The organism is Actinacidiphila cocklensis, from assembly GCF_907177275.1.
Lineage (GTDB): Bacteria > Actinomycetota > Actinomycetes > Streptomycetales > Streptomycetaceae > Actinacidiphila > Actinacidiphila cocklensis.
In genome coordinates, this window is the sequence record NZ_CAJSLV010000069.1 from 33,062 (window position 1) to 46,800 (window position 13,739).

Annotated in this window: 12 protein-coding genes; 5 read left to right on the forward strand and 7 right to left on the reverse strand. The window is 74.6% G+C overall.

The window, feature by feature from the left end:
* The first annotated feature begins 73 nt into the window (after positions 1–73).
* Together NFU81_RS24900 and NFU81_RS24905 are read left to right on the forward strand one after the other, a co-directional pair.
* On the forward strand, positions 74–1,045 hold the full coding sequence (locus NFU81_RS24900) for a GNAT family N-acetyltransferase (RefSeq protein WP_251493792.1): 972 nt from the start codon (positions 74–76) through the stop codon (positions 1,043–1,045).
* Positions 1,042–1,839, forward strand: coding sequence for a transglutaminase family protein (locus NFU81_RS24905; protein ID WP_251493795.1), 798 nt, complete (start codon positions 1,042–1,044; stop codon positions 1,837–1,839). Before NFU81_RS24900 ends, NFU81_RS24905 begins: the two co-directional genes overlap by 4 nt.
* A gap of 197 nt (positions 1,840–2,036) precedes the next feature.
* On the opposite strand, the gene NFU81_RS24910 is transcribed toward NFU81_RS24905, so the two are convergent.
* From NFU81_RS24910 to NFU81_RS24925, 4 genes are all read right to left on the reverse strand, one after another.
* Positions 2,037–2,657, reverse strand: coding sequence for a response regulator transcription factor (locus tag NFU81_RS24910; protein WP_251493798.1), 621 nt, complete (start codon positions 2,655–2,657; stop codon positions 2,037–2,039).
* A 24-nt stretch (positions 2,658–2,681) separates the two neighbouring features.
* Positions 2,682–3,008 carry a nuclear transport factor 2 family protein gene (locus tag NFU81_RS24915; protein ID WP_251493801.1) on the reverse strand — a complete coding sequence of 109 codons (327 nt, stop codon included), beginning with the start codon at positions 3,006–3,008 and terminating at the stop codon, positions 2,682–2,684.
* A 112-nt stretch (positions 3,009–3,120) separates the two neighbouring features.
* Entirely contained in the window at positions 3,121–6,162 is a 3,042-nt protein-coding gene (locus tag NFU81_RS24920; protein ID WP_251493804.1) for a SpoIIE family protein phosphatase, read from the reverse strand.
* Between the two features lie 124 nt (positions 6,163–6,286).
* Positions 6,287–6,829 (reverse strand): GNAT family N-acetyltransferase, encoded by a 543-nt coding sequence (locus NFU81_RS24925; protein WP_251493807.1) that lies wholly within the window; start codon positions 6,827–6,829, stop codon positions 6,287–6,289.
* Positions 6,830–6,936: 107 nt separating this feature from the next.
* On the opposite strand from NFU81_RS24925, the gene NFU81_RS24930 reads away from it, so the two are divergent.
* From NFU81_RS24930 to NFU81_RS24940, 3 genes are read left to right on the forward strand one after another with little or no spacing between them, the layout of a single operon-like run.
* Positions 6,937–7,926, forward strand: a complete 990-nt coding sequence (locus tag NFU81_RS24930; protein WP_251493810.1) for an ABC transporter ATP-binding protein — start codon at positions 6,937–6,939, stop codon at positions 7,924–7,926.
* The gene (locus NFU81_RS24935) at positions 7,923–8,663 is read left to right on the forward strand and encodes an ABC transporter permease (protein ID WP_251493813.1); all 741 of its coding nucleotides are present in this window, start codon (positions 7,923–7,925) and stop codon (positions 8,661–8,663) included. The genes NFU81_RS24930 and NFU81_RS24935 overlap by 4 nt, the downstream gene beginning before the upstream one ends.
* 44 nt (positions 8,664–8,707) lie before the next feature.
* Entirely contained in the window at positions 8,708–9,916 is a 1,209-nt protein-coding gene (locus NFU81_RS24940; RefSeq protein ID WP_422665281.1) for a sensor histidine kinase, read from the forward strand.
* Here the strand turns inward: NFU81_RS24940 and NFU81_RS24945 are convergent.
* From NFU81_RS24945 to mshB, 3 genes are all read right to left on the reverse strand, one after another.
* Positions 9,894–12,305: a hypothetical protein gene (locus NFU81_RS24945; RefSeq protein WP_251493819.1), complete on the reverse strand. Its 2,412-nt coding sequence runs from the start codon at positions 12,303–12,305 to the stop codon at positions 9,894–9,896. The two genes, NFU81_RS24940 and NFU81_RS24945, sit on opposite strands and share 23 nt — an antisense overlap.
* A 152-nt stretch (positions 12,306–12,457) precedes the next feature.
* Positions 12,458–12,826: a DUF6113 family protein gene (locus tag NFU81_RS24950; RefSeq protein ID WP_251493822.1), complete on the reverse strand. Its 369-nt coding sequence runs from the start codon at positions 12,824–12,826 to the stop codon at positions 12,458–12,460.
* Positions 12,823–13,713, reverse strand: a complete 891-nt coding sequence (gene mshB / locus NFU81_RS24955) for an N-acetyl-1-D-myo-inositol-2-amino-2-deoxy-alpha-D-glucopyranoside deacetylase (protein WP_251493825.1) — start codon at positions 13,711–13,713, stop codon at positions 12,823–12,825. Before mshB ends, NFU81_RS24950 begins: the two co-directional genes overlap by 4 nt.
* Between the last annotated feature and the right edge of the window lie 26 nt (positions 13,714–13,739).

The following is a 13,739-nucleotide window of genomic DNA, read 5'->3' on the forward strand; positions in this document are numbered from 1 at the left end:
GGGAGCGCGGCGTCGTCGATGCCCACACCTAGTATCTCCGTTCCGGGGCACGAACCGAACAGGAGGGGCACGCATGCCAGCGGATTTCTCGGCCGGGGCACGACTGGAAGTCCGGATTACCCCGGCTGACGTGGGCAAACGCGTATCGGTGCGGCAGTTGTCCGAAGTCGTTGACGGCCGTCCGACGTTCACCGATACGGTCGGTGTTCTCGCATCCTGGGACAAGGGAGTGGTGCAGATCACGCGCAGGACCGGCGAATCCGTCCGTATCGCGGAATCCGCCCTCGTGGCCGGCAAGGTTGTCCCGCCCGCGCCGGTACGGCGCGGTGCGGCTGTTCCGGTGGTGACGGACGAGGCAATGGACGCGGTCGCCGCCCGGGCGTGGCCCGCCACAGAGACCGCCCCGCTCGGCGACTGGACGCTGCGGTACGCCGGCGGCTTCACCCGCCGGGCCAACTCGGTACTGGTCGGCGGCGACCCCGGGATGCCCGTGGACGAGGCGCTCGCCGAGGTCGTGCGGTGGTACCGCGTGCGCGGCGCGACCCCGTACCTGCAGCTGTCCGACTCCTCGCCGTACGCCGCCCAGGCGGCCGCCCGCGGGTGGCCGCGCGAGGCCGACACGCTGATCAGGACGGCGCCGCTGGCGCCGCTGACCCTGCTGCCGGGCGACCCCGTGACGCTGTCCCGTACGCCGGACGCCGACTGGCTGGCCGCCTACCACCGCACGGGGGATCTCGCCGACGCGGCGCTGAAGGTCGTCACCGGCGGGCCGTCCGTCTGGTTCGCGACGATGCCGGGCGCGATCGGGCGGGCCGTGGTCGACGGGCGGTGGGCGCTCTTCGGGGCCGTCGAGGTCATACCGTCGCACCGCAGGCGGGGCCTGGCCAGTGCGGTGATGGGCGCGCTCGCCCGGCGGGCCGCGGAAGAGGGCGCCACCGCGGCGTACCTCCAGGTCGAGGCGGACAACGAGGGCGCCCGCGCCCTCTACGACCGGCTCGGCTTCAGCGACCACCACGGCTACCACTACCGGCGACCGCCGGCATGACCGTACCCGAACGCTTCGCCGCCGCGGCCCGGGACGAACGCCCCGACCTGGCCGAGCTGTGCCTGCTCATCGGCGCCCGCGCCGACCCCGCGCTGGACGGCGACGCCACCGACGCCGCGCAGATCGAGCTGGACCGGCTCGCCGGGCTGCTCCCGCACGGCCTGTGCACGCCGTTGGAGTGGGCGGCCGCCCTGCACCGCGTCCTGGGCGTCGGCCACGGCTTCCACGGCACGCCAGGCGACTACCAGCGGCTGTCCTCCTCGCTGCTCCAGGACGTGCTGCGGCGGCGGCGCGGCCTGCCGATCCTGCTGTCGGTGGTCTGGATCGAGGTGGCCCGCCGCGCCGGCGCCCCCGTCTACGGGGTCGCGCTCCCCGGCCACTTCGCGGTCGGGCTCGGCGATCCCGACGGCGAGCACGTGCTCGTCGACCCCTTCGACGGGGGCCGGCTCATGTCCCGCGCCGACGCGCAGCTCCTCGCGGAGGGTGCGGAGTCCTTCAGCCCGGCCGACCCGCTGGACGTCGTCCAGCGCATCCTGAACAACATCCGCGCGTGGGCCGCGCCGCGCCCCGAGCACCGCCCGGTCCAGCTCTGGACGCTCGACCTGACGCTGCTCCTCCCCCGGCATCCCGCGAAGCTGCGCTACGAGCGGGCGAAGCTCCTGGTCTCCATGGGGGATTTCCTCGGCGGGGCCGCGGAGATGGATTCCTACGCGGATGTCATCGGTACGTTCGACCCGGAGTCGGCCGCAGCGATCCGGCTCGGCGCGCGAGCCGCCCGCGCCCACCTCAACTAGCCCCTGCGGGGGGACTTTTCGGGGGGCCAGCCTCGCCCGGGGGTACCCCCAGCGCCCCTGGGGTGCCGCTCCTTGGCGGTGGCCGATGGCGCGGGCTGGGCGCGCCCGCGCGGCGCCGGCCGCAGATCAGATGCAGCCCCGCGCCCCTGAAAAACGCTCTCCCTCTGCGGAATAGGGCAGCGGGCGGGGCGGGTGGGTCAGAGCCAGCCTTTTTCGCGGGCGATGCGGGCCGCTTCCGCGCGGTTGCGCGCGCCGGTTTTCTGGATCGCCGTGGAGAGGTAGTTGCGCACCGTGCCCTCGGACAGGCCGAGCAGCCGGGCGACGTCGGCGTTGACGCTGCCGTCGGCCGCCGCGGTCAGGACGTCGCGCTCCCGGGCGGTCAGCGGGTCGGCACCGTCGGCGAGTGCCGCCGCGGCCAGCGTCGGGTCGATCACCCGCTCGCCCCGCAGCACGCGGCGCACCGCCTCCGCGAGTTGGGCCGCGGGGGCGTCCTTGACCAGGAACGCATCCGCCCCGGACTCCATCGCGCGCCGCAGGTAGCCGGGCCGCCCGAAGGTCGTCACGATGACGACCTTCACCCGCGGGCACTCCGTACGAAGCAGCGCCGCCGCCTCGATGCCGGTCATGCCGGGCATCTCGATGTCCAGCAGCGCCACGTCGGGCGCGTACGCCTTGGCCGCGGCGACCACCGCGTCGCCGCGGCCGACCTGCGCCACGACCTCCATGTCGTCCTCCAGCCCGAGCAGCGTCGCCAGCGCCTCCCTGACCATGGACTGGTCGTCGGCAAGCAGCACTCTCACGGGTTCCGGGTCGCTCATGGCCCTCAGCCTAATGAGGAGCCTTCACCCGGTGATACGCATCAGCGCGACCCGGTCGCCGCGCACGGTGAAGGCGAAGTCGGACGGGCCGTTGTAGCCGTGGCCGCCGACCTGGGCGCTCACGGTGGTCGTGTCGCCCTCGGTGCGGCAGCCGGTCACCTCCAGGCGGACCTGCTTGCCGATGAACTCGGCGTCGCTCCAGCCGCGGATCGCCTCGTGGCCGCGGAACTCGCGGCCCCAGTCGTCGACGACGCCGTCGGCGGCGAAGGCGTGCAGGAAGTCCTCGATGGCCCCGGCGTTGGCGGCTTCCAGCGCCGCGGCGACGGGGATGGGCAGGGGTGCGTGCGTCATGCCGGGACCAACGAACGCCGCCTGCCGTGCGGCACCCGCCGAACAGGTTCACCTCCCGGGGACGCGGCACCGTACGCGGTCACAGCGCGACCCGCGCCGCGTACGGCGCCGGTCACAGCGCGACCCGCGCCCAGATGCACTTGCCGCCCTCGGTGTACCGCGTGCCCCACCGCTTGGCCGTCACGGCGACGAGTTGCAGGCCGCGGCCGAACTCGTCGTCCAGCAGCGGGTGGCGCACCCGCGGGGTCGCCTGGGAGCCGTCGTAGACCTCGCAGGTGACGGAGTCGTCGGTGAGGCGCAGCAGGCGCAGCCGCAGCAGGCCCTCGACGCCGTCCGCGACGTCCCTGCCGATGCCCACCGCGTGCCGTACCGCGTTGCCGATGAGCTCGCTCACCACCAGCGTCGCGGTGTCCTTGAGGTCGCCGAGATCCCAGGCGGTGAGGCGTTCGGCGGCCAGGACGCGGCCGCGCCGGGCGGATTCGGGGGCGCACGGCAGGTCCCAGGACGCGATGCGGTCGTCCGGCACCCGCCCGAGGGCCAGCGCGAGCAGCACCGCGTCGTCCTTGCGGTGCGGGTCGGGCGGCAGCTGTCCGGTGATCGTGTCGCACAGCGTGTCGAGCCAGGCCTCCCGCCGGCCGACGTCGGAGGGCAGCGGGGCGGTGGCGGAGTAGCGGGTGAGCAGGTCGGCCAGCGGTGCCGGGTCGCGGTCCCGCTCGGCGCCTTCGAGCAGGCCGTCGCTGTAGAGGACCAGGACGCTGCCCTCGGGCAGGACGTGCTCGGTGACCGGCGCCGGGACCTGCGCCTGCCCGAGCGGCTGCCCGACGGGCAGGTCGACCTCCTGGGCCTTGCCGCCGGGCCGGACCACGATGGGCGGCGGGTGGCCCGCGCCGGCGATCCGGCAGCAGCCGGTGGTGGGGTCGTAGAGCAGCAGCAGGCTGGTGGCGGTGAGCGGTTCCAGCCGCCCCGCCACGTCGTTGAGGTGCGCCATGATCTCGTCGACGGGCAGGTCGAGCGCGGCGACGGTGAGCACGGCGTGCCGGATGATGCCCATGGCGATGGCCTGTTCGAGGCCGTGGCCCTTCACGTCGCCGATGACGGCGAGCGTACGGCCGCCGGGCATCGGGATCGTGTCGTACCAGTCGCCGCCGACCTCCTCGCCCGCGGCGAGCCGGTAGCGGGAGGCGCTGTCGACGGCGACGGTGTCCGGGAGCTCGCCGGGCAGCAGCTCGTTCTGCAGGCGTTCCGCCCGGCGCCTGGCCTCCTCGTAGAGCTTGGCCTTGCCCAGTGCCTGGGCGATGATCACCCCGACGGTGCCGAGCAGCGTCTTCTCCTGCTCGGTGAAATCGCGCGGCCCCGGCCAGCTGATGATGCACGAGCCGACCCGGTGGTCGCCGACGATCAGCGGCAGGACCGCCCATGCGCCTTTCCCGCCGTACCGTGCCAGCGGGGTCAGCCGCGGCCACAGCGCGTCGAGTTCGGCGATCGAGGAGAAGAACCGCGGGGTGGCGGTGTCGGCGGCGGTGGCCAGCCGCTGCGGCCAGCCGGGCGCCTCCAGCTCCGCGCGGAACTCCGCCGCGTACCCGGTGGCCGCGACCAGCCGGGGCGCGGGTCCCGTGACGTCCTGCACGATCAGGCCCTCCGCGGACACCAGCGGCAGGACGTGCTCGATGATCGCGGCGACCACGTCGGGGGTGCCGACCGCGCGGATCAGCGCCTGGTTCAGCTCGGTCATCCGGCGGCTGCGTTCCGCCTCGGCCCGCTCGGCGGCCTTCTGCTCGGAGATGTCGGCCATCTGGGTCGCGACGAAGCCGCCGACCTCCACGGCACGCACCGTCCAGGAGGCGAGCCGCCCGCCGGGTTCCTCGTAGTACGTCAGCTCGCTGGTCACCGCGGCGCCCGGTGCGGCCCGTGCCCTGGTCAGCATCTCGGGCATGCCCTGTCCTGCGAGTTTCGGCTGCTTGACCCAGGGGACCTCGCCGATCATCTCGGCTCCCGCGCCCCCGCCGAGCGCGCGGGCCGCGTGGTTGGCCCACTCGACGCGGTCGTCCGCGGACAGCACGTGGATGGGGTCGGGGTGCATTTCGAGCAGGCCGACGAGCCAGGCGAGCTTGCTGCGGCGGGCGGTGACGTTCCAGGTGGTCCCCACCATGCGCACCGGCCGCCCGGTGTCGTCGCGCTCGGGGGCGGCCCGCAGCTCCAGCCAGCTGATCCGGCCGTCGCCGTCCAGGACGCGGTGTTCGACGGCGTACGGCTGCCCGGTCGACAGCGACGCCTCGATGGACTCCTGCACGCCGGGCCGGTCGTCGGGGTGGATGCGCTCCATCCAGGTCTCGATCCGGTGGTCCCAGGTGGCGGGGTCGAGCCCGGCCGCGGTGGCGAGCCCTTCCGTGACCTCGTCGACGTCCAGCCGCCCGCTGTCCAGGTCCCAGGTCCAGGTCCCGACGCTGACCTGCTGCATCGCCTGCTCCTTGGTGCCCATCGGCTCCTGCCACCAGGGGCTGGTGCCGCTGCGCCAGGCCCGGGAGCGCGGCAGCTGCGAGCTCACGGCCCCGGCGAGGCGGGCCAGGAAGCGCTGCCGGCCGGAGTCGGGGGCGGCGCCGGTCAGGACGGAGAGGGCGCCGACGGGTTCGCCGTTGAGCAGCAGCGGCGCGGCCACCACGCCCCCGGGCAGCCTGCCGTCCGTGTCGGTTACCGCCCACGCCGAGGGCTGCACGGGCGGCGGCGGGCCGGCGATCCAGCCGGCGCCCGGCACAGCGGCGTCGGCCGCGGACGCCTGGTCCCCGCCGGCCCCGGCGCCGTCCCGGCCCGCCGCCGTGCCGTCGGCGCCCGCGGCCGCGGCCGCGGGCCACCGCAGGTCCCAGGTCACGCGCAGGTCCTTCACGGCGCCGCACGGTGCCGTGAACCCGGTGGTCGGCAGGTTGTCCCAGCGGCGGGCCAGCGGAGCGGGCAGGCCGTTGACGGCGGCGAGGCGCATCGTGCCGTCCTCGGGGCCGCGCAGGTGGGCGAGCCCGCCGTAGCCGCCGAGCGCGGACACCGCCTGCTGGAGCGCGAGCCGCAGCAGGTCGGCCTCGTTGAGCCCGTCCGCCGCTTCGAGCAGGCGCAGCCGTACGGCGTCCGCGGGGCCGTCGTCCGGTGCGCCGTGTACGGCAGCCATCTGCGCATCACCCGCCTGGGTCGGCACTTTCGCCCTGTTCATCCCCATTCTTGCGCCAATCGCCGCGCGCGGCCGCTTGTCGCCCCCGCATCCACCCGCTCACCGTGCGCGACAGCGGCCGGGATCAGCCGGCGGCAGCGGCGTACTCCTCCGCGGTGATCGCGTAGACCCGCACCGGGCGGCCGCTGGAGGAGGAGACCAGCTCGCGGTCCAGGCGCATCCCGAGCTTGTGCATGACCCGCTCGGAGGCGGTGTTGCCGGTCTGGGCGACGCTGATGACGCGGTCCAGGCCGCGGGTGCGTATGCCGTAGCGCAGGCTCGCGACAGCGGCCTCGGTGGCGTAGCCGCGGCCCCAGTGGCGGCGGCCGAGGCGCCAGCCGATCTCGACGGCGGGCAGCACCTCGGGCAGGAAGAGCGGCACGGACAGGCCGGTGAAGCCGGCGAGTTCACCGGTGGCGCGGATCTCGACGGCGTACAGGCCGAAGCTCTCCGCCTCCCACAGCGCCTCCATCCTGCGGATGCCGTCCCGCGTCCTGTCCTCGTCCCAGGTCGAGCCGTCGCCGATCCAGCGCATGACGTCGGGGTCGGCGTTGACGGCGGCGAGGTGCGGCAGATCGCTGTCACGCCAGCGCCGCAGGATCAGTCGTTCGGTCTCCAGTTCACCCATCCCCCGATCATCTCCCACCGCCTCGTGCCGCCGTATGACATCTGTCATGCGGAACTCACGACCTCCGGCACTGCCGCGCGGCCGACCCGCCAGGGGAGGCTGGGAGCATGACAGTGACAGCGACGAATGGCGCGACGGGGCCGACCGTGCAGACGGGGGCGCCTGTCGTGGGGTTCAGCGGGGTGAGCAAGAGCTACGGTGCCGTGCGGGCGGTGGCCGACGTCAGCCTTGAGCTGCACCCGGGGGAGACGGTGGCCCTGCTCGGGCCGAACGGGGCCGGCAAGTCGACGGCACTCGACCTGCTGCTCGGGCTGAAGAACGCCGACGGCGGCTCGGTGCGGGTGTTCGGGAGGACGCCCGCGCAGGCGATCGCCGAGGGGCGGGTCGGGGCCATGCTGCAGAGCGGCGGCCTCATGGAGGAGGTGACCGTACGGGAGCTGGTCGGGCTCGCGTGCGAGCTGCACCCCAGGGCGTACCCGGTCGACCAGGTGCTGGCCGCGGCCGGCATCGCGGACATCGGCTCGCGGATGGTCAACAAGCTCTCCGGCGGCCAGGAGCAGCGGGTGCGGTTCGCGCTCGCCACCGCGGGCGCCAACGACCTGATCGTGCTGGACGAGCCGACCGTCGGGATGGACGTCAGCGCCCGGCAGGCGTTCTGGGCGACGATGCGCGGCCAGGTCGAGGAGGGGCGGACCGTGCTGTTCGCCACGCACTACCTGGAGGAGGCCGACGCCATCGCGGACCGCGTCCTGGTGCTGCACCAGGGCCGGCTGATCGCCGACGGCACGGCCGCGGAGATCAAGGCGCGGGCGGGCGCCCGGCGGATCACCTTCGACCTCGAAGGGGCCATCGACGAGGCCGCGCTGCGGGCGCTGCCGCACCTGGTGGGCCTGGAGATCACCGGGCCGACGGTCCGCATCCGCTCCGACGACGCCGACGCGACGACGCACGCGGTCTACGGCCTCGGCCTGTACCCGCGCAACCTGGAGGTCGCCGGGCTCGGCCTGGAGCAGGCCTTCCTGGCCATCACCGACGCGGCCACCGCCGCGAACGCGTACCCCGCAGGCGCGGGCGGCGACGAGGCGGGCAAGCGATGAAGACCCTGGTCCGGCTGGAGATCCTGCGCACCCTGCGGAACCGCAAGTTCATGTTCTTCTCGATGATGTATCCGGCGCTGCTCTTCGTGATCAGCACGCTCGGCACCGGAAAGGACAAGGAGGTCGGCGACCTCGGCCTGACCTATGTCGCGTACTACATGGTGGCGATGGCGGCGTTCGGCGCGATGACCGCGGTCCTGATGGGCAACGCGGAGCGGATCGCGCGCGAGCGGGAGAAGGGCTGGGTGCGGCAGCTGCGGCTGACCGCACTGCCCGGGAGGGGCTACGTCACAGCGAAGATCGCGGCAGCCGCCACCGTCAGCCTGCCGTCGATCCTGATCGTGCTGATCCTCGGCGCCACGGTGAAGAGCGTGCACATGGCCGCCTGGCAGTGGATCGCCATCGCGGTCAGCACCTGGGCCGGCAGTCTGGTCTTCGCTGCGCTCGGCGTCGCCATCGGCTACCTCGCCACGGCGGACGCCGCCCGGCCGATCTCGATGGTCTTCTACTTCGGTCTCGCCGGGCTCGGCGGCCTGTGGGTCCCTGTGACAGGCTGGCCGGACTGGCTGCAGACCGTGATCGGCTACCTGCCGGGCCGCCCCTACGCGGCCCTCGGCCAGTCGATCGAGCTGGGCGACGCGCCGCACGCCAAGGACATCGCCGTACTCGCCTGCTACCTGGCGCTCTTCGCCGGTACGGCCGCGTGGCTGTACCGCAAGGACACCAGGAAGGCGTAGGGCCGCAGGGCAGGGAAGGAGCGGGGCTGATGAGCGTCGACGCGATGACGCCGCGGTACGAGGCCGCGGCCCCGGCGGCCGCCGGGGCCGCCGGGCCGGCGCCCGAGGGCCGCAAGCAGGTGCTGGTCAGGCTGCTGTGGATCGGCGTGTGGCTGCTGTACCTGGCCTCACCGGTCAGCGACCTCTTCGGCGGCCGGTACTCGGTGGCCGTCTCGATCCTGGCGGGCGCCGGCCTGACCGCCTTCGTCCTGGTCTACCTGGCCGTGGTCTTCACGCCGACCCCGGGCGGCGAGCGGGCGCAGCGGTGGGTCTACGCGGCCATCGGCGTACAGCTCGCACTGTCCTTCGGCCTGACGGCGGGGCTCGGCAGGGACTGGCTGGTGCTCTTCGTGTACGTGGCGGTCTCCTGCGGGGCCGCGCTGCCGCCCGCCCAGGCCCGCTGGGCGGTGCCCGGGGTGACCGCGGCGCTGGCCGGCCTCGGGGGGTGCGTGGACCGGCAGGCCGAGCTGTACCCGTCGCTGGTGGTGCCCGCGCTGCTGGGCGGCTTCTCGATGCTCGGCGTCACGCAACTCGTCCGGACCATGCGGGAGTTGCGGGAGGCCCGGCGTACGGTCGCGCAGCTGGCCGCGACCGAGGAGCGGCTGCGGCTGGCCAGGGACCTGCACGACCTGCTCGGGCACTCGCTGTCCCTGATCACGCTCAAGAGCGAGCTGGCCGGGCGGATGCTGCCGGCCCGCCCCGAGGACGCGGCGCGGCAGGTCGCGGACATCGAGCAGGTCAGCAGGCAGGCGCTGGTCGACGTGCGCAAGGCGGTCAGCGGCTACCGCAGGCCCACGCTGGCCGGCGAGGCCGCGGCCGCCCGCGGGGCGCTGGCCAGCGCGGGGGTGGCGGTACGGGTCCACGTCCCGGACCTGCTGCCCGGCCTGGACCGCGACGCGGAGGGCGCGCTGGCCTGGGCGCTGCGGGAGGCCGCGACCAACGTCGTACGCCACAGCGGCGCCGCCCTGTGCGTGTGCGCGGTGACGCTGGACCCGGCGGCCGGCCAGGCCGTGCTGACCGTCTCGGACGACGGCCGGGGGCCGGCCGGCGCGGCCCCCGCCCGGGGCAACGGCCTCACGGGCCTGGCCGAACGCCTCGCCCTGGCCGGCGGCACCCTCACCACCGACCGCGCGGGCGACGGCGGCTTCACCCTCCGCGCGACGGTCCCGCTGTCCACGGCCGTCGTGGGGGCTACACCACGTTCGGGAGGGTGACCGTGCGGTCCGCGGCGTCGGGGGCGCCGAGGGCCTTGATCAGGGCCGTGGCGACGTCCTGCGGGGTGACCGGTGTCTTGGAGCCGTCGGAGCGCTTGAGCAGCACGCCGTCGAACTTGCTGCCGTACAGGCCCTTGAGGACCTTCAGGTCGATGTGCGGGGTGAGCTTGCCGTCGGGGGTGGACACCATCGTCAGGAACTGCGGCACCGTCGTCTTGAAGGGGATGCTGTGGGCCGCGTCCGACCGCACCGTGACCTTGCCCGACATCGCCGTCTTGCCGAAGCCGTTGACGGCCTTGTCCAGCTCGGCCTGCGAGACCTTCGGCGGGACGGTGGTGGCGTTGAGCGCCACCGGCGCGTCGGTGCCGGTCTCCACCCGCGTGCGGTAGGCCGCCTCGACCTGCGCGGTCGCGGCGACCACGTCCAGCGTCCTGCGCGGCGTTCCGGGCACGCCGACCGCCTTGCCGTCCTCGAAGCGGACCATCGCGTCGGTGCCGCTGCTGCCCGAGCCGGCCAGCGTCTGGAGCGCGGCCTTGAGCTTGTCCTCGTCGACGACGAAGACCGGGTCGGAGGTGCGGCTGCCGCCGAACAGCGAGCCGATCACCGAGACCGGGTTGTAGTCGGCGTGCGCGACTTCCCGCACGGTCGCGTCCGTGTCGATGGACAGGCCCGCGACCGACGGCTTGAGGACCTGCTTCTTGCCGCCGACGGTGAGCTCGATCGGGGCGGTGGCGCGGTTGCCGAGCGCGGTGTCGAGCATCTTGACGGCCGCGTCGCGGTTCTGGTTGCCGATGTCCACGCCGAGCACGGTGGTGCCCTTGGGGACGTCGGCGTGGTTCATCAGCAGGCCGGCCCCGTAGGCCACGACCAGGACGCCGCCGACGGCGACGCCGAGCAGCACCGGCTTGGAGCGGCCCTTCTTCTTCGCCGGTTTGGCGGCGGCCGGCGCGGCCGGCTTGGCCGCGGGCGCGGTACGGGCCGGGGCGGGCGCGGGCGGCGGCACCGGCGCGGTGCCGGGGACGGGCGCGTTGGCCCGCGGCGGCGCCTGCCGGGGCGGGCGGGACTCGCCGGACGGCACCGTGGGGATACCGCTGACCAGGGTGTCGCCGGAGACGGGGGCGCTCCCGCCGCGGGGCGCGGGCGGGCGGAAACCGTTCGGCCCGGTCGGCGGCTGGACCGCCTCCGGAGTGAGCGGCGGGACGTTCATGGAGCCGGTCGCGGGACCCGCGGTCGGGCCGTACGGCGCGGCAGGGGCGCCCTCGCCGCCCGGGAAGGGCTGCTCGCTGGGCCGCGGCACCCCCGGCGGGAAGTCGGCGGTCCCGAACGGCTGCGACCCGGTGTCGTACGGCGAGCGGCCGCCGTCCACGGCGGGCGTCGCGCCGGTGTCGAAGGGCGAACCCGCGCCGAAGGGCGGCGCCTCGGCCGAGGCCTGGGGCGTGGCTCCGGTGTCGAAGGGCGAGCCGGCGCCGAAGGGCGGCGCCTCGTTCGCGAAGGGGGTGGCGAAGCCGCCCGCCGGGGTGTCGTGCGGGCCGCGCGCGGCCTCGCCCTCACCGGGCGCGGAGCCGACCGGCGGCGGCAGGTACGGCGTTTCGGCCGTCGACTCCCCCGGCGCGACTCCGAACAGCGACCCGGGGGTCGAGCTGCCGCTCGTGGGCGCCGCTCTGCCGGCGCCGGGATTCCGTACGGGCAGCGGCGCGTTGCCCGTCGCCTCGTCCTGCCCCAAGGGCGCACCGTTCTCACCGAACGGCAGCGGCATGCCACCGGTCGACTCGTCCTGCCCGTAAGGCGACGCGGGCGCACCGCTGGGGACACCGCCCTCACCGAAGGGCAGCGGCATCCCGCCCGTGGAGTCGTCCTGCCCGTAAGGCGAGGCGGGCGCACCGCTGGGCGCACCGCCCTCGCCGAAGGGCAGCGGCATCCCGCCGGTCGACTCGTCGCGCCCGTAGGGCGACGCGGCCGGCAGCGGGGAGGAGGGGGGCGGCGCGGCCGACGGCTTGCGCGGGGCGAACCAGTCGCTGGTCTTCTCCGGCTCCGGCTCGGCCGGAGCCTCCGGCTCGGGTGCGGCCGGGGCCGGCGCGGGGGACTCCGCCGCGGCGGCGGCAGCCCCGGCGTCGTCGACCGTGGTGCGGACGACGACCGGCGGGATCGGGCGCGAGCCCGGGATGTTGATGCGGATCCGGGTCGTCAGCGTCGTCTCGGTCCTGGGCTCGTCCGCCGCGGGAGCGGCGGCCGCGGCCGCCTCCTCGGCGCCGTCGTCCGGCGCGCCCGCCCGCTCCTGCGGGTGCAGTGAGGGGAAGGGTCGGCTGCCGTACGGCGGGGTCCCCGAGGGGTACGCGGCACCGCCGCGGCCCTGGGGACCGGAGGACGAACTGTCTGTTTCACGACTCAAAGCAGGATCTCCCGGTTAGCTTCGCCGCCCGACACTGTTCTCCGCTTGCGGCTCGCCGGCGGCCCCACCATACCGAGCTGCCGGTGGCCGCGACCCTGGTCGGTCGGAACGCTCGCGCTCAGCCAACCATGTGCTCGCCCCTGCCCGCCAAGTCAGGCGCTATTCGCCCCGGAAGAGGTCAGTTGGGGCAGAGTGGCGCAGATCACCGCGGACATGGCGCCGCCGAGGAGATAGACGTAGGCTCCCGCGCCCGCCGCGAAGAGGAAGTCGCCCTCGGGACGGGTGGAGCTGAGCAGCAGCACGGAGATCAGCCAGAAGGCCGCGGGCACCGCCACGCCGACCCGGCTCCCGGTGGCCTTGAGGCCGCCGTAGAAGAGGGCCGCGCAGCCCGCGAGGGCCAGCAGCAGCCCGCCGGGGAACAGTCCGGCCTGGACGAGCGCCCCGGCCAGCGCGACGAGGGCGCCGAGCACGGCGAGGCCCAGGTAGCCCAGGATGCGGCCGAGGGTGATCGGGGTGGTCACGACGCGCTCCCGTCGGTGGGGAAGAGGTCGTCGGCGCGGCCGTCGCCGCCGAGTGCGTCGCCGCGCACCTGCCGGTAGCACTCGGTCGCGAGGAACGGCTGCCCGAGGTCGTTGGACAGCGCGAAGAAGGGGCCGTCCACGGCGATCTGGCTGGCGTGCGCGCGCATCGCCGCGGTCTTCCTGTCGGCGTACGCGCTGCCGTCGATCGCCACGCTGACCAACTCGTCGTCGATCACGCCCGGCACGTCGTCCGGGCTGGCGACGCCCTCGAAGGGGAAGTCCTTGCCGGCCGCCGCGAGCCGCGCGAAGCCCTCCTCGACCACGGAGCGCGGGGTGCAGATCTCGAAGACCCGGTCCACCCGGTGCCCCTGGCCGGCGGCCAGTTCGTAGCCGCGCAGGGCGACCCGGTGGGCCTGGATGTGGTCGGGGTGGCCGTAGCCGCCGTTGTCGTCGTAGGTGACGAGCGCCTGCGGGCGTACGTCCATGATGACCTCGGCCAGGTGGCCCGCCGCCTCGTCGAGGTCGGCCTGCCAGAAGCAGTCCGGCACCTCGTTCTGCGCGACGCCCATCATGCCGGAGTCGCGGTAGCGGCCCGCGCCGCCGAGGAAGCGGTGGTCGGCGACCCCCAGCTCCGCCATGGCCGCCGCCAGCTCCCCGATCCGGTGCTCGCCCAGGGTGTCGTCCCGGTCGGATGCCAGGTGCGCCAGCTCCGCCGGGATGACCTCGCCCTCCTCGCCGAGCGTGCAGGTGACGAGGGTGACGAGGGCACCTTCCGCCGCGTACTTCGCCATGGTGGCGCCGTTGTTGATCGTCTCGTCGTCCGGGTGGGCGTGGACGAGCAGCAGCCGGCGCGCGGGTCGTTCGGGCGGGGTGGGTCGGTCGGTCATGGCGAAAGCCTACGGCCCCCGCCTGC